Source organism: Myxococcales bacterium, from assembly GCA_016720545.1.
GTDB lineage: Bacteria > Myxococcota_A > Polyangia > Polyangiales > Polyangiaceae > JAAFHV01.
This window is the reverse complement of record JADKKK010000003.1, coordinates 279,489-298,059: the sequence shown is the minus strand read 5'-3', so window position 1 is coordinate 298,059 and position 18,571 is coordinate 279,489. Positions and strand designations below refer to the sequence as shown.

The window sequence follows — 18,571 nt, the reverse complement described above, 5'->3', positions numbered from 1 at the left end:
GAGGACTCCGTCCTCCGCCCCACGGGCTGCTAGTCCCCTGGAAGCGTGATCCCTTCCAGAAGTCGCGCGGGTTCGGCCTTTCGCCACAAGGGAGCGAGGGGGTGCCCCGTTTTCGGCGGCGGTGGGAGGATACTCATGTTCGAGGGAGGTCGCGAGGCGCTCACGCTCGTGCGGGCGCCCCAAGCGCGTCTCAATCCTGATTCGTTTCGCCAATTTCCGGGGCTGGCTTAGCCTGTTCTCATGCGCCTCCCACGCCGGATGGTCTCGTTCGCTCCCGCGCTCTCCGCGCTCTCCGCGCTCGCGTGCGTCTCGCTCGCCGGCGTGCTCCCGTTCGCGACGGCCTGCTCGTCGACCCCCGCGCCGCCTCCAGCGGAGGTCGCCGACGGCGCCCGGGCCGTGTTCTCCCCCGACGTAGACCTCGCCGCCGAGGGCGCGTTCTGGGACCTGCCGTATCCCTCCGACCTGCGCCTCACCGCCGCCGGCGCGCCCGACTTGAAGAGCTTCCCGAACCCGGCCCTCGGCATCATCGACGAGTTCAAGAAGCTCGTTGAGGCGCGGCGAGGGTTCCCCGTCTTGCCCGTCGCCTACTTCCGCTTCGAGGCCCCGCTCGGTGAGCGCAAGGAGACCGACGCGATCGCCGCGACGAAGGACTCCCCCGTGCTCCTCGTGGACGTCGACGAGAAGAGCCGCGACCGCGGCAAGCTCTACCCGCTCGTCGCCGGAGCGCCCACTCCCGACGCGTACGTGCCCGAGCACCTGCTCACGCTCGCGCCGCGCCCTGGCGTGGTGCTCGCGCCGGGCACGAAGTACGCGTTCGTCGTGCGGCGATCGCTCACCGACGCGGCGGGCCGGAAGGTGAGCCCGGCGAAGGCGTTCGAACCGATCTTGCGGGGCGAGGCGCCCGCCGGCGCGCGGGGCGAGGCGCTGCGCGGCCTCTACGCGCCGCTGCTCTCGACCCTCGACACGCTCGGCGTCGCGCGCACCGACGTGGCCGCCGCGACGGTGTTCACCACGGGCGACGTGGTGGCCGACACGGCCGAGCTCGCGAAGCGCGTGTCCGAGCGTTTCCCGGTGGCGACCGCTTCGTTCACCCACGAGGTGCTGCCTTCCTTGCAGAATGCACCCTTCTGCCACGTCACCGCGAAGATCGATTTGCCCCAGTTTCAGCGCGGGAAGGCGCCGTTCGACAGCGAGGGCCTGTTCGAGCTCGGGAGCGACGGGGTCCCGAAGAAGCAGCGCGACGAGTCGATCTCCGTTTCGTTCTCCATCCCCAAGACGGCCATGCCCCCGGCGGGCTATCCGCTCGTGGTGTACTTCCATGGCTCCGGCGGCGTCGCGCGGGAGCTCGTCGACGGCATCGTGAAGGGCGATCCGCCCGACGAACGGCCGGCGGCCACGCTCGCGGCGCTCGGCTTCGCCGTGGCCGGCAGCTCGCTGCCCATCAGCCCCGATCGGGTGCCTGGCGCGAAGGCGTTCGACTACGTGAACCTGAACAACCTACCCGCTGTGCGCGACACGTTCCGTCAGGGCATGCTCGAGTCGCGCATGCTCATCGACGCGCTCGCCAAGACCGAGATCCCCAAGTCGGTGCTCGACGGCTGCGCGGGCGCGAGCCTCCCCGCCGGGGCCACCGCGTACAAGCTCGACCTGTCGCGCCTCAGCGTTCAGGGGCAGAGCATGGGCGGCATGTACGCCAACTTGGTGTCGGCGATCGAGCCACGCATCCAGGCGGTCGTGCCCACGGGGGCGGGCGGCTTCTGGACCTATTTCGTGCTCAGGCTCACGGTCATCCCGAACGCATACAACTTGATTCGCCTGCTCATTGGCACGCGCGAGCAGGTCACGTTCATGCACCCCGCGCTGCACCTCATCGAGACCGCGCTCGAGGTGATGGACCCCCTCGTCTCGACGCCGCGCCTCGGCCGGCGGCCCCTGCCCGGACACCCGACCCGCGCGGTCTACCAGCCCGTCGGCAGGGAGGACAGCTACTTCAACGCCGACATCTTCGACGCGATGACGCTCGGCTATGGGCACCCGCGCGCGGGTGACGAGATCTGGCCGAGCATGCGCGCCGGGCAGGCGCTCGTGGGGCTCGACCAGCCCGTTTCGTATCCCGTGAAGCAGAACCTCACGAGCGCGGAGGGTAAGCCGTTCACGGGGATCGTCGCGCAGTACGACAACAGGAACGCGCAGGGCACGTTCGACGGGCACGGCATCTACCGGCGCCTCGAGGCGGTGCGGTATCAGTACGCCTGCTTCCACTCCACATTTCAGAAGACCGGGATCGCCGTGGTGCCGGCGCCGGCGGCGCTCGGCTCGCCCTGCCCGCAATAGCGCTCCAGAGAGCCGCGCGCTACGGCGGAGGTGTGATCTTCCACATATCGGCGATCCACTTCCCCGTGGCGTCGACCGCGTTCCCCGAGCCCCAGTAGATCGCGCCGTCGTGCACCCAGGCTGTGGCCGCGTGGCGCCCGACGAAGCCTGGCGGGATGTCCAGCGAATACCAGTTTCGTCCGTCGGAGGTGTAGTGCACGTCGGAGAGGTTGCCCTCCTCGCCCAGCACGTACCCGGAGCCATAGCCGCCGAGCACCCAGAGCCGGTCGTCGAAGACCTCGACGTTGTGGTAATAGCGCGGGCGAAACGGCGTGTGGATGAGCTCCCGCTTCCAGCTCGTGCCGTCGCTGGTCGACCAGACGTCGTCGTACTCGGTGCGCTCCGGGCGATAGCCCTCTTGTTCGTAGATGCCGCCCGAGATGAGCCACATTCGCCCACGGAAGACGGCGTTGCCGCCGATCATGCCTCGCTCTCCCCAGCGCGGTGGCTGAGGCGCGGTGGAGCGCTCCCAGGTCGCGCCGTCCCGGCTGCTCCACACGTCGCCGAACACCTCGGGCTTGTCGGTGCCGTGCAGCGTTTGGCCGCCGACCACCCACAATCGGTCGTTGAACGCGAAGGTCACGTGGAGCACGCGGAGAGGGTAGGCGGTCTCCTGAGTCACGTTCTTCCAGCGGACGCCGTCGGTGGAGCTCCACACGTCGCGCTGGAGGACGGTGACGGGGTCGCCGCCGACGAGGAACATCTTCCCGTCGTGCACGGCGTATCCCCCCCAGTGGCGACCGCTCCAGTCGGTCGCTTGGTCGAACGTCGCCGGATCCTGGAACGTGTTCGGCTTGACGAGCGTCCAGCGGACGCCGTCGGCGCTGCTCCATACGTCGTTGACCGAGTTGAACTTGTACAGAATGGGGTTCCAGCCCCCGATTCCGTACATGCGGCCATTGAAGACGAGCCCGCCCATGCCGTCTCGCGCGCCGAACGGGAGATCGGCGCCTATTCGGGTGAACGAGTACCGCTTCTTTCGCGACGGAGCGATGGGGATGGCGCCCGAGTCGGCCGCGTAGTCCCCGAGGCGCACGCGGACGCGCAGGTGTGTACCGCCCGTGGCCGGCACGCGCACCCGCGCGCGGCTCTTTCGGAGGTCGACCTGTCCGATGGACACGGGCGCCCAGGTCGCGCCGTCGTCGAGCGACAGCGACACCGCGCCGAGCGCGGAAGGCGGGAGCGGGACGTCGGGCGCGTGCCAGAGCACCGCGTGGTCGCTCTCGCGCTCCCAGGGCTGCTCGTCGGGCTCGGGTGTGAGGAGGGCCACCTTCACGAAGACTGGGGGCCCGAGCTTCTGAGGATCGAACGGCTCTTTGATGCACGCGGCGAGCACGAGCCACGCGAGCGCCGTCGGGGCGAGCGAGCGCCTCACCATACGAAGAGCCTCGCGCCGTGCGGGGGAACGCTCGCGCGCTTCGGCGCGGCCGCCCGCGTGAGCGTGCCCGTCGGGGAGAGCACGAGCTCTTCGGCGGTGCCCGGCAGCTCGAGGTCGGCCGCGTAAGACTCGGAGGCCCAGGCGAAGACGCCGAGCGCCCCATGGATGCCGTCAGGGGTCGACTTGCGCCACACGTGGGGGACCTCGGTGTCGGTGTTTCCCATGAAGAGCGGGCTCGGGAAGAGCTTCGGATCGGGAGGGGTCATGAGGTCGCGCGGGCGCGCCGCCACGCCGTCCCGGGAGAGGGCGAGCACCTCGGGAGCGAGCGCCATGGCGCGCCTCGCTGCGCTCGCCTGGCGCCCGTCGCCGAGCAAGTAGTTGCCCCCCGACAGCGCCGAAAACACGACCACGGTGAAGGCCTCGGCGTCGGTGATGCGCCCGCCCCGGAGGAGCACCACGTCGGGGTCGAGCGCCCAGAACGCGTCGGTGTGGGCACGCAACGCGACGTGGCGCGCCTGCGCGCTGAGGAAGGGATAGGTCGGCTCGGGGCTCGTGACGAAGGCGATGTCGGGGCCGATGCGCATGCTGTCGACCCAGCCCACCGAGGGCAGGATGGGGGCCCCGCAGCCCGTGAGGTGGAGGTCGGGCGCGGCCTCCCGCAGGGCCTTCATCGACAGTGCGTAGGCCTCCAGCGACGTGACAGGCTTCTGGCGCACGCCCTCGGTGGCGCCGCCGAAGAGGAAATCGAGCTTGAGCGTGCGATAGCCCCACGCGCGGAGCTGTTTCACCTGGTCGACCACGAAGGCGCGCGCCTCAGGGTGGGTCACGTCGAGCGTGGCGTAGCTCGGACCCACGTTGTTGAACGTGCGCAGCTTCCCGTCCGCGTGGTGCACGAACCACGCGGGGTGCGCGGTGACCTCGGGCGCCTCGACGGCGACATAGAACGGCGCGAGCCACAGCGCGGGGCGCAGGCCCTTCGCGGCTTGCTCGGCGTTCAGCGTGGCGAGGTCCGCGCCGAACGCGGGCGAGGCCGACCACCCACCCCAGCGCGCTTCGTAGCCGTCATCCAGCAGGAAATCACGGAGCCCGAGCGGGGCGAGCGTGCTGCCGGCGAATGTGGCCTCCTCGCGGAGGGTCGCCGCAGTGATGCCTGCATAATGCATGTTCCACGAGCCCCAGCCGCCGAGGGCGGGCTGCCGCGGGGTCGCGGGCGGATGGAGGCGGGCGACGTGCCGCGTGTAGTCGTCGAGGTTCGTGCGGGCATCGCCGAGCGCGACGTAGAGGCCGTCGAGCGCGCGCGTCTCGCCGGGCGCGAGGGTCAGGACGTCGCCGGTCGCCCCCTGCACGACGCGGAGTCGAGGCGCGCCCTCGCCGTCGACCGCGACGTAGGTCTTCAGCACCGTGCCGCCGTCCGCGCCCACGGTCACCCCCACCCCTCGGGGGTTCGTGGCGGCGCCCCACCACCACGACACGCCGGCGAGCTCACCGAGCACGGCCTCGTTGTCACCCCCGTGCGGCGCGGTTCCGAGCGCCGGCGCGAGCGCCGCCGGGATGGCCTCCACGCCCGTGTAGGACCAGCTCTGGTAGCCGCTGTGCAGCAGGCGATCGACCCCGAGCCCGAGGCCTGCGCCTTCGCCCGTCGACCACTCGAGCCCCACCACCCCGATCGACGCCTTGGACGTATTCTCGACCACGACGGTGCGCACGGCCGCGTTCCCCGAGAGCGTCCACGCGCCGCGCACGCGCACCGGGCTCGCCGCACCCTCCGCGCTCGTCCACGACGGGGCGTCCGGGGAGCCCGTGGCCACGCGGAGGGTGAGCCGCACAGTCGTCGCGCACGCACCCGCGCCCACGAGCTGGAGGTCGGCGCCGGGCTCCGCGCCGAGGCGCACGGAGCACGGGGGCTCGCTCGCCGGCGGCGGCGCGGGCTCGCTCGTGCACGCCGTCGCGGCGAGCGCCACGGCGGCGGCCGCCGCGATGCCGAGGGTGTACCGCACCCCTCGAGCCTAGCACGCGCCCCATTTCGCGGGGAGCCGTCCGCACCAACCCTCCGGAACAGCTCAGAAATCGGTCGCGAGTGGGCGATCGCAGCGGCCGTTCTGCCAGACGAGCCCGCGCGCGCAGCAGTGCCCCGCGGAGAGGGTCTGCCCCTCTTCGCAGGTCGGCTTCTTTTCGGGCTTCGTCGGCGAGGCGGTGGCCGCCACGTGGGTGAGCGCCCCGGTCGCGCTTGGAGCGGCGGCGGTCGCGCTTGGGGCGGCGGCGGTCGCGCTTGGGGCGGCGGTCGCGCTCGGCACCGCCGGGCGAGCGAGGACCACGCTCGGGAGCGGGGGCACGGGCAGAGGGGCGGTGATCGGCGGCGCCGGGCTCGCGCGGAGCAGGAGCACCACGGTGACGAGCGCGCCGAGCACCCCGCTGGCGAGGCCGAGGGCCGCGTGCCTCCCGAAGGACAGCGAGGGCGCGGCCCCCGACTGAGTCGTGATCATCACACGCTCGCCGCCGGAGCCGTCCGTGATGGGCTCCTCGATGGCAGGGCGCGAGGCTGCCGCGTCGGCCGCCGCGCGGGCTGCCGCCCGACCGCCGGAGCTCGGGTTCGGGTTCGGGTTCGAGCGCGCGACCCGCTCGCGATCCGAGGGGAGCCCCGGGAGCGTCTCCGACGCGCCGAGGAAATGGCGCTCGAGGGCCTCCATCATTTCCGCGGCGGTCGCGAAGCGGTCGTCACGGTTGATGGCGAGCGCCCGCGCGACGATCGCGTCGAGGTCTTCGTCGACCTCGGGGCGAAGGGAGCGGACACGCGGGGCAGGCTCGCTCACCACCTTCGCCGCCACGGCCGTCGCGCTCGTCGTGAGGTGCACGGGCCGGTCCGTGAGCATCTGGAAGAGGGTGGCCCCCACCGCCCACACGTCGGTGCGGCCGTCGATCTCGCGGACCGCGAGGAACTGCTCGGGCGCCATATAGAGCGGCGTGCCGACGATCGCCCCCGACTGCGTGAGGCTCACCTCGTCGCCCTCGTCGACTCCGGCGAACTTGGCGACGCCGAAGTCGAGGACCTTGACGTGGATGGTGGCGTCGGGCCCGTCGACGAGGAAGATATTCGCCGGCTTGATGTCCCGGTGCACGATCCCCGCGCGGTGCGCGCACTCGAGGGCGGAGAGCATCTCGCGCGCCACGCACACGGCGAGCGACACCGGGAAGGGGCCTCGCTCGAGCGCGTCGAAGAGCGATCGGCCTCGGAGCAGCTCCATCACCATGAAAGGCGCCGAGTCTTCGGTCTCGCCCACGTCGAACACCGCCACGATGTTCGGGTGCTCCATCTTTGCGGCCGCCTGCGCCTCCTTCGTGAACCGCGCGCGGGTCCCCGCGTCGCGGAACGCCGCGACGCTGAGGACCTTGATCGCGAACCGCTTCTGCACGCCCGTGTGGATCGCCTCGTACACCGCGCCCATGCCGCCCCTGCCGAGCAGCTTCTCGAGCCGGTACTTGCCGCCCACGACGGCTCCGATGCGCGACTCCGGGTCCATGAGCGGCCTAGTCTACCGCCGATCGCTGCGCGGGGCCGCCTGGCGTGTTCTCGGCGTGTCCGGGGCTCGCGCCGCGCGGTCCGGCAGCCTCCGCCGACCATTCGTGGTACTCGACCTTCATGAGCGCGTCACGCCTCGCGCACGTGCTCGTCGATCGCCTGGTCGCTCGGCTCGCCCGCAAGGGGAAGCTCTTCGAGGACGGCTTCGGCGACGTCGCCACGCTGCGCGGGATCTCGGGCGAGATCCGCGACTACACGCACGCGCGTGAGGTGGGCGTGGCCAACCTCGCGTGGGAGCGGCCCGAGAAGACCACGCTCGGCGTGCGCGTGCGGCGCGGCACGTTCGAGTCGCCGCTGGCTCGGCTGCTGCCGCGCGAGGCTCGCACGGCCCATTTCGAGCTGCTGCTGCCGGCGAAGCCACGCGGCGTGTGCCTGCTGCTCGCGGCCACGGCGGAGGAGGGCTTCGCGCGGCGGCGCCTCTTCGCGCGGCACCTGTTCCCCGAGGGGCTCGGGGTCGCCTCCCTCGAGAGCCCGCTCTACGGGCTTCGTCGGCCCGCGGGCCAGGTGGGGCCGCGCATCCGGACCGTCGCCGAGCACTTCGCGCTGAACCTCGCGACCGTGGACGAGGGGCGCGCGCTCCTCGCCTTTCTGCGCGCCGAGGTGTGCGAGGATGTGGGTGTAAGCGGGTTTAGTCAGGGCGGCTTCATGGGCGGCTTCGTGGCGGCGCTCTCGCCGTTCCCGCTCGCCGCCATCCTGCGGGGCGCTGGTGACTCGGTGCTCCCTGTCTTCACACGAGACGCGATGACCCGTGTAGTCGACTGGGCAAGCCTCGTGCGCGACGTCGGTTCCCGCAACGCCGCGACGAGCCTGTTCGAGGAGGTGCTCGCGCCCGTGCGCATCAGCCGGCATCCGCCGCCGGTGTTCCCTCGCGCTGCCATCATCGTGTACGGCCAGCACGACGAGTTCGTCGTACGGCACGAGGCGGAGGCGCTCGCGCGGTACTGGCGGTGCGAGCTGCGCCGCAAGCCGGCGGGGCACGTCACGCAGGCGCTGTTCTATCGTTCGGCGCACGCGCGCGCCGTCACCGACGCGTTCGCGCGGCTGCGCGAGCGCTGACGCGCCCGGCCAGCCCGACGTGCCGCTCCGCCGACCCGTCAGGGTTCGAGCACGATCTCCACGCGTCGGTTGGTGAGCCGGCCCTCGGTGGTCGAGTTCGACGCCAGCGGGCGCTGCTCGCCGAGCCCCTCGGCGCGAACGCCGGACAGCCCCTTCTTCGCCAGGTAGGCTGCGACGGCCTCCGCGCGGGCCTTCGAGAGTCTGGCGTTCTGCTGCTTCGAGCGCTGGTTGTCGGTGTGGGCCTCCACCGCCGTACGGACGCCGGGGCGGTCGCGCTGGAGCGTGGTCGCCAGCTCGTCGAGCTTGGCGCGCCCGCCCGGCGAGGGCGCGGTCGCGCCTTGAGCGAAGAGCGTCGCCTCGGCGAACGTCAGCACCACGCCGCGCGGCTCGGTGCGCACCGCGGTCGCGATCTTTCGGAGCGCGTCGGTCGCGCGTTGCGCGCGCTCCTCCGCTTCGCGCCGCGCCCCGGCGAGCTGCGCCGCGGCCTCGAGCTCGCGGGTCTTCCGGGCGAGCTCGTCCCGCGCCTTCGCCTCGGCCTCGCGGGCCCGCACGTCGCGCGCGACCGCCCGCGCCTTTGCGGCCGCGGTGAGCTCGGTGAGCTCGCGCTCGAGGCGAACACGCCTCGCCGCGCTCTCCGCGCGCTGCGCCTGGCGCTCGGCCACAAAGGCCAGGCTCGACACCTCTGGCTCGGCGCCGATCTCCTGGAATCGCTGCTCGGCGGCCCCAAGCGCGCGTCGCGCATGGTCGACCTCCACCGGGGCGTCGGGCGTCGCCGTCTGGGCGCGCCGAAAGGCCGCACGGGCCACCACGAGCTCGCGCGGCGCGGGGATCGGCGCACACGCCTCGAGCGTCGTCGCGAGCGCGAGCAGCGCGACGGACACGAGGGCCGAGCCGGACACGGCGAGACGCTGGGCTTCGGCCGCACGCTCCACGCGCGCGCGTCGCTCGGGTTGCGTCACCGCGCCCCCGTTCCCGAGAGGCGCTCCTCCTCGGCGATCAGGGCCTTCGCGCGGGCCACCTTCTCTTCGGCCACGCCCTCGCGGGCCTGCGCTGCCGCGAGCGAGGCGTCGGCCTCGGCGCGCAAAAGCAGGAGCGCCGCCTCGCCGTTCTTGTCTTCCCGGATGAACGCGCGCGCACGCAGGATGCGCGCGGCCGCCGCGGCGTAGGACTCCTTCGCCTTCGGCACGCGCGTCGCGCCGGCGCGCTCGGCTTCGGCGAGCTCCGCCTCCGCCGTGGTGAGTCGCTCGCGTGGGACGGGCAGGCTGGGCCCGCACCCGAGCGAGCCCGCGAGCGCGGCGCCCATGATCCAAGCCCCGTGCGAGGAGGGTCCGCGTGGGACGATCAGACGCGAGCTAGGGGCCGGGCGGGCCTCGAACAAGAAGATGAGGGTTGCAAGCATCGGCGAACGATCCACGAACCTGCGAGTGTGTCGCCATGAACCGGGAGTGATGAATACCTGAGAACGTTCTTTTGTGCATTCTACATTCGACAGATCGCGGAGAGATGTGATCTAAGTTCGCTCGTGATCGTCCCCGACTCCGAGGCCACGCGCGCCTTCGAGCAGCCCCCTTCCGTACGCTCGCGCCCGCCCGTCCCGCCCCCCGCGCGCCCTTCGTCCGCCGCCCCTCCGAGCGAGCTCCGTGTCCGCACGAACCCGCCCGCCTGTTCCCCGGGGGGTTCCGCGGAGGGGGCGCCCGTGCCGTGCTTGCGCATCTTCACCGACGATGTGGTCTCGCACCGCATGAGCGGCCTCAGCTCGTCGTACGAGACCACCCGCATGCCGCTGCTCGCGCTCTCGTTCGACTACGGGGGTCTCGTGCTGCCTGCCCTGGCGGACGACGACGACGAAGAAGAAGACGAAGAAGACGCGGGCACGACCGGCGCCGTCCGCGATCGGGCGGCCGAGCTCCGCGCCCGCCGCCTCATCGAGGGCTTCGGCGTGCTGGATCTGTCGTGTCTCGACGACATGGCCGCCGCGCCGGGCGTCCACGCCGACTACGTGATCGCGTGCGAGGGCTCGGCCTCGGACTACTGCACCTTCCAGAGCGCGGTGGTTCCCCAGCTCCGTCGCCTCGGCTTCCGCGTCGTGGTCGACGAGGCCCACGAGTGGAAGACCGTCGAGCCGGAGCCGCGATGGTACGCCGACGTCGACGCCGTCGAGCGACGCGATCGCGGCGCCGATCGCGAAGACTGGTTCGGCGTGGAGCTCGGCATCGAGCTCGGCGGACAGCGCGTCTCCCTCCTCCCCGCGCTCCTCGACCTCCTCGAGAAGAGCGGTAGCGGCGAGGGCCTCGCCGACATCGCGCGGCGCGCCGGCAAGTGCGTGGCCGTGCCGGTGAAAGAGCACGTATTTCTCGCCATCCCCACCGCGCGGCTCCGCGCGATCCTTCGCGTGCTCGCCGAGCTCTACGACGGGAAGCCGCTCGAGCGCGGCGCGCTCCCGGTGCCGCCGCAGCGCGCGGGCGCCCTCGGCCACCTCGACGAGCTCTTTCAGGCCGAAGACGCCGAGCTGCGCTTCACCGGCGCGCTGCGCGACGCCTGGCGCGACGCGGCCAGCATGGGCGATCCGCCGCCTTGCGCCGCGCCGGACGGTCTACGCGCCGAGCTCCGCCCCTACCAGCGCGAGGGCCTCGCGTGGCTCCAGCACCTCGTCGATCGAGGTGTGGGCGGCGTCCTCGCGGACGACATGGGCCTCGGCAAGACCCTCCAGACCATCGCCCACCTCGCGCTCCTCAAGCAGCGCGGCCTGCTCACTCGCCCGGCGCTCATCGTCGCGCCCACGAGCCTCGTGAACAACTGGGCGCGCGAGACGGGGAAGTTCGCCCCGCGCCTCCGCGTCGTGCCTCTCCACGGTCCCGATCGCGCCGACGCCTACGAGCGCTTCGACGCGGCCGATCTCGTCGTCACGAGCTACCCCGTCGCGATCCGCGACGAGGAGAAGCTCGCCGAGCACGCCTTCTCGATCCTGGTGCTCGACGAGGCGCAGACCATCAAGAACGACAAGAGCCGGGCCCACGGCGCTGTGCGCGCCATCCGCGCTGAGCACAGGCTCTGCCTCACGGGCACGCCGGTGGAGAACCACCTCGGCGAGCTGTGGGCCCTGTCCGACTTCTTGAACCCCGGCCTCCTCGGCGACGAGCTCCACTTCTCCCGGTTCTACCGCTTCCCCATCGAGAAGCAGCGCAACGCCGACCGCCTCGAGTCCCTCCGCGGCGTGCTCGCGCCCTACATCCTGCGCCGCACGAAGGCCGAGGTCGCCAAGGAGCTCCCGCCCAAGACCGAGCTCCACCGCCCCATCGAGCTGCGCGGCGAGCAGCGCGAGCTCTACGAGAGCATCCGCGTGGCCGCCCACGCGGAGGTGCGCAAGCTCATCAAGAAGAAGGGGCTCTCGGCCTCGACCATCCCCATTCTCGGCGCCCTCACCAAGCTGCGGCAGGTGTGCTGCGATCCGCGCCTCGTCAACATGACCGGCGCCTCGGCGCAGGAGTCGGCGAAGCTCCGCGTGTTCGACGAGCTCATGATGCAGCTGCTCGGCGATGGCCATCGCGTGCTGGTGTTCTCTCAGTTCACCAGCATGATCACCCTGCTCGAGGGCGCGCTCGCGGCGCGCGGCAAGCGCTACACGACGCTCACGGGGGAGCACCGTCGATCGGCCGGAGGCCATCGGGCGCTTCGAGAAGGAAGAGGTCGACGTCTTCCTCATCAGCCTCCGCGCGGGCGGCACGGGGCTCACCCTCACCGGGGCCGACACCGTGATCCACTACGATCCGTGGTGGAACCCCGCCGTACAGGCGCAGGCTACCGATCGCGCGTACCGCATCGGCCAGGCGCGCCCCGTGTTCGTGCATCACCTCTACGTCGCGGGCAGCGTCGAGGAGCGGATGCTCCGCCTCCAGCGCCGCAAGCGCACGGTCGCCGACGCCATTCTGGGCGAGGGCGAGGGCAGCGCCGCCCTAACGGAAGACGACGTGGAGCTCCTGTTCGCGCCGCTGGGCGCGCGCTGAAACGGCGCCGCGCTTTGAGCTTCGAGCGCCCGCGGTCATCGGGCTGGACTCGTCTCGGAGGGCGTCGTCCTCCGCGCGTGACCCCCGGGAGGCGGGCTGGGCGCGCAGAATTTTCGCCACGCTGTGAGCCGCGCCGTCCGGGTTGCGCGTCTTCGGGTGGGCTCGCCGCGCTGCCTGCGCGATCGCGCCCGCATTGCGTGTGGCACCGCCGGTGCAAGGGAGCGGGAGGTCCCCGCGGGCGGTGAACCGCCGCTGCCAGGGCTCCACGAGATCGGAGTATTTCTATGGGCTCGGCACTCCAAGAAGGCAGCTTCCCGTTCTACCGGCAGCAGCTTGCGGCGCTGAAGCCGCTGACGCGCGAGGCGGAGCAGGAGCTCGCCCGCCGCTTCCTCGCCGGCGATCGTCGCGCCGGCGGCAAGCTCGTGTCGGCGTGTCTCCCGTTCGTCGTCTCGATCGCCCTCGAGTACCGGCGCTGGGGCGTGCCGCTCGAGGACATCGTGCAGCAGGGCAACCTCGGTCTGCTCCGCGCGGCGGCCAAGTTCGACCCCGGCAAAGATTGCCGGCTCGCGACCTACGCCGCTTATTGGATACGCGCCGAGATCCGAGAGTACGTCGTCCGCACCTTCCGAGTGGTCCGCGTGGGCACCACGAAGGGTGAGCGCCGTGCCCTCCGCGCCTTCCGTACGGGGCGCGACACCTCGGCCGAGGCGCTCGCGGAGGTGTCGGGCCTGTCGGCCGAGCGAATCGCGACGCTGCTTCCCATCCTCGCCGGCCGCGAGGCGAGCCTCGACGCGGGCCTCGAGGATCAGTCTCCGATGGTCGAACGGCTGGGCTCTCCCGAGCCCACGCCGGAGGAGAACGCCTCGGCGAACGAACGCCAAGCGCGCGCCTCCGACCACGTGAAGGCCGCGCTCGGCACCCTCACCGCGCGGGAAGAGCTGATCGTGCGCGAGCGCATCATGACCGAAGACCCGCCCACACTCCAGGCGCTCGGCGCGCGCCTCGGGGTCTCGAAGGAGCGCGTGCGGCAGATCGAAGAGCGCGCGCGTGGCAAGCTCCGCCGCGAGCTCGGCGACCTCGCCTCGGACGTGAGCGCGATCGCCAGGGCCTCCTAAGGTTCCCGCCGGGCGTGACGCCAAGAAGGCGGCCCGCGTCGTCGCCGGCTGGTACGTTGGATGCCCGTGAGGACGCCTCAGGTCGCCGCCGTCTCGCTCGCCGCCGTCGCGCTCGCCGCGGCCGTGTGCACGGGGCTCTACGCGCGGCACGAGGCGCGCGTCGCGCCCGCTCCCACCGTGACGGTGCACGAGCAGAAGGTGGGGCCGGCGCCAGCGCCCGACGAGGCGGCCGACGAAGACGACGAGCCGCCCGGGTACGCCTTCCACACGCCGAGCGGCAAACCGAGCGCGCTCCGGTGCGATGATGCGCATCGTATCATCTGGCAAGTCCATGGGAATATGGCGTCGCCGCCGGCCCGCGTCGAGCTCGGCCCGTTCGTCGACTCGGCCTCGGACTGGCTTGACCCTCACGCGCTCTGGAGCGTGGCGGCGGACGCCCCGCGCGATGCCCTCGGGGTCGAGCTGCGGCGCCTGCTGCCGGAGCTCCAGGCGCGCCACGGCCGCGGGTGCCCCTCGGCCGACGCGTCCGGCGAGGTCCTCGCGCGCTGGGTCGACGAGCTCCGCGTCGTCTTCGACGCGGGCCGCGCGAGCGCCACCGTGGGCGATCTCTCTGGGGCGAGCGCGCCGCTCCCGGCCGCGGGCGAGGCGAAGGTCGCGGCCCGCGAGCTCGGCCTCCGCGTCGGCGGCTTCGAGCGCGCCGTAGGGCCCGAGGGCAAGCCCTTCGCGGAGGGGGCGCGCGACCGCTTCTTCCCGACGCTCCCCGCGCGCGGGTGGGGCGAGCTGGTGCTCTCGGCGGCCGTGCGCGCCTACGTGCCGCTCGTCGACCCTCACGGCGCCTGGGCTCCGTACGACGAAGAGGCGAGCGTCTACGACGTCGACCTCGCGGCGAACGCCCCGCACCCGCTCTGGACGAAGAGCGAAATCACCCCTGTGGGCGTGGCGCTCTCGGAGGGGGTCACCGCGCCGCTCGTCCCGGGCGACGTGCTGCTCTCCATCGCGGACGTGCCGCTCGCCGGGCTCCCCATCGAGCAGATCGAGCAGCTCGGGTTCGTCGCGTCGGAGGCCAAGGCCGCCGTCAGCGCGACGGTGCTCCGCGGAGGGAAGCTCGTCAGCCTCTCCGTCGGCGGACCTCGCGGCAGCGCTCCGGCGCCCGCGGCGGACGCCGCCCTGGCCCTCCCCGTCGAGCGCGTGAAGTGGGGCGCAGGCGACGTCGTCGTGGTGGCCATCCACGACGTGCGCGAGGACCTCGGCGAAGAGCTCGCCCGGGCGCTCCGCCGCGAGCGCGAAGGCGCGCGCCCCCTGGCCGGCGTGGTGCTCGACCTGCGCGGCAACGGCGGCGGCTCGACCGACGGCGCGATGCACGCGATCGGGCTCTTTTTGCCGGGGGTCTCGCTGTTCCCGATGAAGCGCCGGGACGGCACGGTCGAGGTCGAGCGCGCCACCGAGCCGCCCGACCAGGACGTGTACCGCGGCCCGCTCGCCACCCTGGTCGATGGCGCCACCGCGAGCGCGGCCGAGATGATGGCCGGCGCGATCGCGACCTACGGCCGCGGCCCCTCGGTCGGGCGACGCACGTTCGGCAAGGGCTGCGCGCAAGAGTACTTCGACGACGAGCCGCGCACCGGCATCCTCCGGCTCACCACCTTGCTCTACGCGCTCCCCGATGGAACGCCGGTGCAGCGCGTGGGGCTCGCGCCGTCGCTCGTCGTGCCGTTCGAGGGCGCGGGCGCCGGCCCTGTCGAGGGTCGCGAGGCGACGATCGCGCACGCCCCGCCGAGCTGGCGGGGCCCCGACATGCGCTCCGGCAAGCGGGCGCGGGCCGACGGCTGGAGTGTGCTCCGCGAGGACGTTGGCGCGTGCAAAGATCCGGACGTGTGCCTCGCCTTGCGCAGCCTCGCCCAGGGTTGGCCGCGCCGCGCGCCGGTGGCGAAGAAGCGCTAGCACTCCAGACGCACCGAGCCACCGTCGCGATCGGGCGTGAATCGGACTACCGTGTGGGCCCATGTTCGACGCCGCCCAACAGGTCTACTCCCGCACCCTCCAAGAGATCCGCGATGCGGGCCTCTACAAGAACGAGCGCGTGCTCGTGAGCCCTCAGGCCGCCGCGGTGCAGGTCGGCGAGGGCGGCGGCGGCGAGGTGCTGAACTTCTGCGCGAACAACTACCTCGGGCTCTCGTCCCACCCCGCGGTGATCCGCGCTGCGCACGAGGCGATCGATCGCCGCGGCTTCGGCATGAGCTCGGTGCGCTTCATCTGCGGCACGCAAGACCACCACAAGGCCCTCGAACAGCGCATCTCCTCCTTCTTCGGCACCGAAGACGCCATCCTCTACAGCTCCTGCTTCGACGCGAACGGCGGCCTCTTCGAGACGCTCCTCGGCGAGGAGGACGCGGTCATCTCCGACGCCCTCAACCACGCGTCGATCATCGACGGCATCAGCCTGTGCAAGGCCGAGCGGCACCGCTACCCCAACGGCGACATGGCCGCCCTCGAGGAGGCCCTCCAGAAGACCCAGGGCAAGCGCCTCCGCATGATCGCGACCGACGGCGTGTTCTCGATGGACGGCTACCTGGCCAAGCTCGACATCATCTGCGACCTCGCCGAGAAATACGGCGCCATGGTGATGGTCGACGACTCCCACGCGAGCGGGTTCATCGGCGCCACCGGCCGCGGTACGCCGGAGCACTTCGGGGTCGCCAAGCGGATCGACGTGATGACGAGCACGCTCGGCAAGGCGCTGGGCGGCGCCGCGGGCGGCTTCACGACCGGCAAGCAGGAGATCATCGACCTGCTGCGCCAGCGCTCGCGCCCGTACCTGTTCTCGAACTCGCTCCCGCCGGCGATCGTGGGCGCGTCGCTGGCGGTGCTCGACCTCCTCGACGGCACCACGGCGCTGCGCGACAAGGTCATGGCCAACGCCGAGCGCTTCCGCTCGGGGATGAAGGCGGCGGGCTTCGCCGTGAAGGACGGCGTCCACCCGATCGTGCCGGTCATGCTCGGCGACGCGCGGCTCTCGCAGGAGCTCGCCGCGGCGCTGCTGGAAGAGGGTATCTACGTGATTGGGTTCTACTTTCCCGTCGTTCCGAAGGGGGAGGCGCGCATCCGGGTGCAGCTCTCCGCCGACCACTCGGAGGCCCAGGTCGACCAGGCGATCGCGGCGTTCGCGCGCGCGGGCAAGCGCCTCGGCGTGTTGGCGTAGCAGCGGCGCTCGCATCGCGCCTTGCCCGCGGTTCGGTCCGCTCAGCCATGGCCGCGAGGCGCCGCAGGATCGGGCCGCTTGCCGTCCGCCGAGTTCTCCCCTCCCATGGGCTCATGAGCGCGCCCGTACCTCGCCGAACCACGCGACCCCTGACCGCGCTCGCGCGCCTCGCGGCGGCCCTCGGGCTCCTCGCGGCCGCATGCAGCGCGGCCACGACGCCTGCCCCCGCGCCCGCGCCCGCGCCCGCGGCGCCCACCGAGCCCACCGCGGAGCAGCAGGCCAGGGCCGCGGCGCTCCTCACGGGGCCCGACTGGTACCGCCACGCGGTGTTCTACGAGGTGATGGTCCGCTCGTTCCAGGACTCGAACGGCGACGGCATCGGCGACCTGAAGGGCCTCACCTCGCGGCTCGACGATCTGCAGCGCCTCGGGGTCGATGCTCTGTGGCTCATGCCGATCTTCAAGAGCCCCTTCAAGGACTCGGGCTACGACGTCGCCGACTACGACGCGATCGCGCCGGAGTACGGCACCGACGCCGACCTGAAGGAGCTGCTGGACGAAGCCCACAACCGCAAGATGCGCGTGTTCCTCGACCTCGTGTTCAACCACACCTCGGAGGCGCACCCCTGGTTCCAAGAGTCGCGCAAGGACAAGACCGGCCCCCGCGCGAACACGTACGTGTGGTCGGACACGGCCTCCTCGCCGACGAACGCGTGTGGCCCCTTCAACGCGCAGTTCGGGACCACGCCGTGGACGCTCGATCCGACCCGAAATCAGTATTATTTTCATAGGTTTTACCCTGGGTCAGCCCGACCTCAACTTCGACGATCCGGCCGTGGTCTCCGACACCCTCGGCGTCGCGCGGAGGTGGCTCGAGAAGGGCGTCGATGGCTTCCGCTGCGACGTGATCGGATTGCTCTACGAGTCGCCCGTCGCGAAGGATTGCGGCGCGCTCCAGCCCAAGACCGGCGAGTACCTACGGAAGCTCCGCGGCGTGCTCGACACGTTCCCGGACCGCGCGATGGTCGCCGAGTCGGTGCTGTTCGAGAGCCCGAAGGCCTACTTCGGCTCTGGCTCCGACATGTTCCAGATGGCCTTCCTGTTCGACTATGGATACCTGTGGCCGCTCGCCTTCCAGTCGGAGAGCCGCGCCCAGATCGACCGCGCGTTCGAGTCGGCCGCCACGTTCCCGGCCGGTGCCCAAAGCGCCCTCGTCATCGGCTCGCACGACGTCGGGCGCGCGTACGCGGTGGCGCAGGGGAAGGAGTGGCGGCACCGGCGCGCGGTGGAGATCCAGCTGCTCGCGCGGGGCACTCCCTACATCTATTACGGCGAGGAGCTCGGCCTCCGCCCCGGCGCCGAGAAGGTGGTCGACAATCGCGACTCGGCGCGCACCCCCATGCCCTGGACGCGCGGCGGGCAGAACCACGGCTTCTCCACGGGGAAGCCCTGGCTCGCCCTCGCCCCCGACGCCGACGTGACGAACGTCGAGGCCGAGCGAGCCGAGCCCGGGTCGATGTATGTACATTACAAGCAGCTCCTCGCGCTGCGGCGCGGCCGGCGGGTGTTCGGCGCGGGCGACATGAAGCTCGTCGACGTGGGGAACCCGAGCGTGTTCGCCTTCGTGCGCTCCGACGCCTCGGAGGCGTGGCTGGTCGCCGAGAACCTCACCGAGGCGGCTCAGTCCGGCGTGGCCGAGGTGGAGGGCACGCTCACCGAGCGGGCGCTCGGCGCGGGGATCGCGCGCCGCGAGGGGGCGAAGATCACCCTCGAGCTGCCCGCGACGGGCTCGGTCGTGGCGCGTCTCCGCTGACCCTCGAGGGGGGAGGGAGATCGCCTCGCTACTCGGGGCTGCTAAGCTGCGCGTCAC

General features: G+C 72.0%; 12 protein-coding genes and 1 pseudogene. 8 read left to right on the top strand and 5 right to left on the bottom strand.

Annotation, left to right across the window (positions count from 1 at the left end; genetic code table 11):
- Window positions 1–240 precede the first annotated feature (240 nt).
- Window positions 241–2,334, top strand: coding sequence for a hypothetical protein (locus tag IPQ09_08300; GenBank protein ID MBL0194212.1), 2,094 nt, complete (start codon window positions 241–243; stop codon window positions 2,332–2,334).
- Between the two features lie 19 nt (window positions 2,335–2,353).
- Here the strand turns inward: IPQ09_08300 and IPQ09_08295 are convergent, their stop codons facing one another.
- The 3 genes from IPQ09_08295 to IPQ09_08285 all read right to left on the bottom strand — a co-directional run bounded on the left by IPQ09_08295 (window position 2,354) and on the right by IPQ09_08285 (window position 7,269).
- The gene (locus IPQ09_08295; GenBank protein MBL0194211.1) at window positions 2,354–3,751 is read right to left on the bottom strand and encodes a hypothetical protein; all 1,398 of its coding nucleotides are present in this window, start codon (window positions 3,749–3,751) and stop codon (window positions 2,354–2,356) included.
- The gene (locus IPQ09_08290; GenBank protein MBL0194210.1) at window positions 3,745–5,748 is read right to left on the bottom strand and encodes an alpha-galactosidase; all 2,004 of its coding nucleotides are present in this window, start codon (window positions 5,746–5,748) and stop codon (window positions 3,745–3,747) included. Before IPQ09_08290 ends, IPQ09_08295 begins: the two co-directional genes overlap by 7 nt.
- A 63-nt stretch (window positions 5,749–5,811) precedes the next feature.
- The gene (locus IPQ09_08285; protein MBL0194209.1) at window positions 5,812–7,269 is read right to left on the bottom strand and encodes a serine/threonine protein kinase; all 1,458 of its coding nucleotides are present in this window, start codon (window positions 7,267–7,269) and stop codon (window positions 5,812–5,814) included.
- Window positions 7,270–7,388: 119 nt separating this feature from the next.
- On the opposite strand from IPQ09_08285, the gene IPQ09_08280 reads away from it, so the two are divergent.
- Entirely contained in the window at window positions 7,389–8,384 is a 996-nt protein-coding gene (locus IPQ09_08280) for an alpha/beta hydrolase family protein (GenBank protein ID MBL0194208.1), read from the top strand.
- A gap of 38 nt (window positions 8,385–8,422) precedes the next feature.
- Here the strand turns inward: IPQ09_08280 and IPQ09_08275 are convergent, their stop codons facing one another.
- Together IPQ09_08275 and IPQ09_08270 are read right to left on the bottom strand one after the other, a co-directional pair.
- Window positions 8,423–9,283: an OmpA family protein gene (locus tag IPQ09_08275; protein ID MBL0194207.1), complete on the bottom strand. Its 861-nt coding sequence runs from the start codon at window positions 9,281–9,283 to the stop codon at window positions 8,423–8,425.
- 56 nt (window positions 9,284–9,339) lie between these two features.
- Window positions 9,340–9,783 (bottom strand): hypothetical protein, encoded by a 444-nt coding sequence (locus IPQ09_08270; protein ID MBL0194206.1) that lies wholly within the window; start codon window positions 9,781–9,783, stop codon window positions 9,340–9,342.
- 297 nt (window positions 9,784–10,080) lie between these two features.
- Here IPQ09_08270 and IPQ09_08265 point away from each other — a divergent pair, with 297 nt between their 5' ends.
- From IPQ09_08265 to IPQ09_08240, 6 genes and pseudogenes are all read left to right on the top strand, one after another.
- Window positions 10,081–12,633 (top strand): hypothetical protein, encoded by a 2,553-nt coding sequence (locus IPQ09_08265; protein MBL0194205.1) that lies wholly within the window; start codon window positions 10,081–10,083, stop codon window positions 12,631–12,633.
- Between the two features lie 39 nt (window positions 12,634–12,672).
- Window positions 12,673–13,503: a sigma-70 family RNA polymerase sigma factor gene (locus tag IPQ09_08260; GenBank protein ID MBL0194204.1), complete on the top strand. Its 831-nt coding sequence runs from the start codon at window positions 12,673–12,675 to the stop codon at window positions 13,501–13,503.
- Between the two features lie 66 nt (window positions 13,504–13,569).
- A complete protein-coding gene (locus IPQ09_08255) occupies window positions 13,570–15,444 on the top strand; it encodes a S41 family peptidase (protein MBL0194203.1) in 1,875 nt (624 codons plus the stop codon).
- Window positions 15,445–15,505: 61 nt separating this feature from the next.
- Entirely contained in the window at window positions 15,506–16,702 is a 1,197-nt protein-coding gene (gene kbl / locus IPQ09_08250; protein ID MBL0194202.1) for a glycine C-acetyltransferase, read from the top strand.
- A 47-nt stretch (window positions 16,703–16,749) separates the two neighbouring features.
- Window positions 16,750–17,505, top strand: a pseudogene (locus IPQ09_08245) (hypothetical protein).
- The gene (locus tag IPQ09_08240; GenBank protein ID MBL0194201.1) at window positions 17,417–18,514 is read left to right on the top strand and encodes a hypothetical protein; all 1,098 of its coding nucleotides are present in this window, start codon (window positions 17,417–17,419) and stop codon (window positions 18,512–18,514) included. Before IPQ09_08245 ends, IPQ09_08240 begins: the two are co-directional and overlap by 89 nt.
- Window positions 18,515–18,571 lie beyond the last annotated feature (57 nt).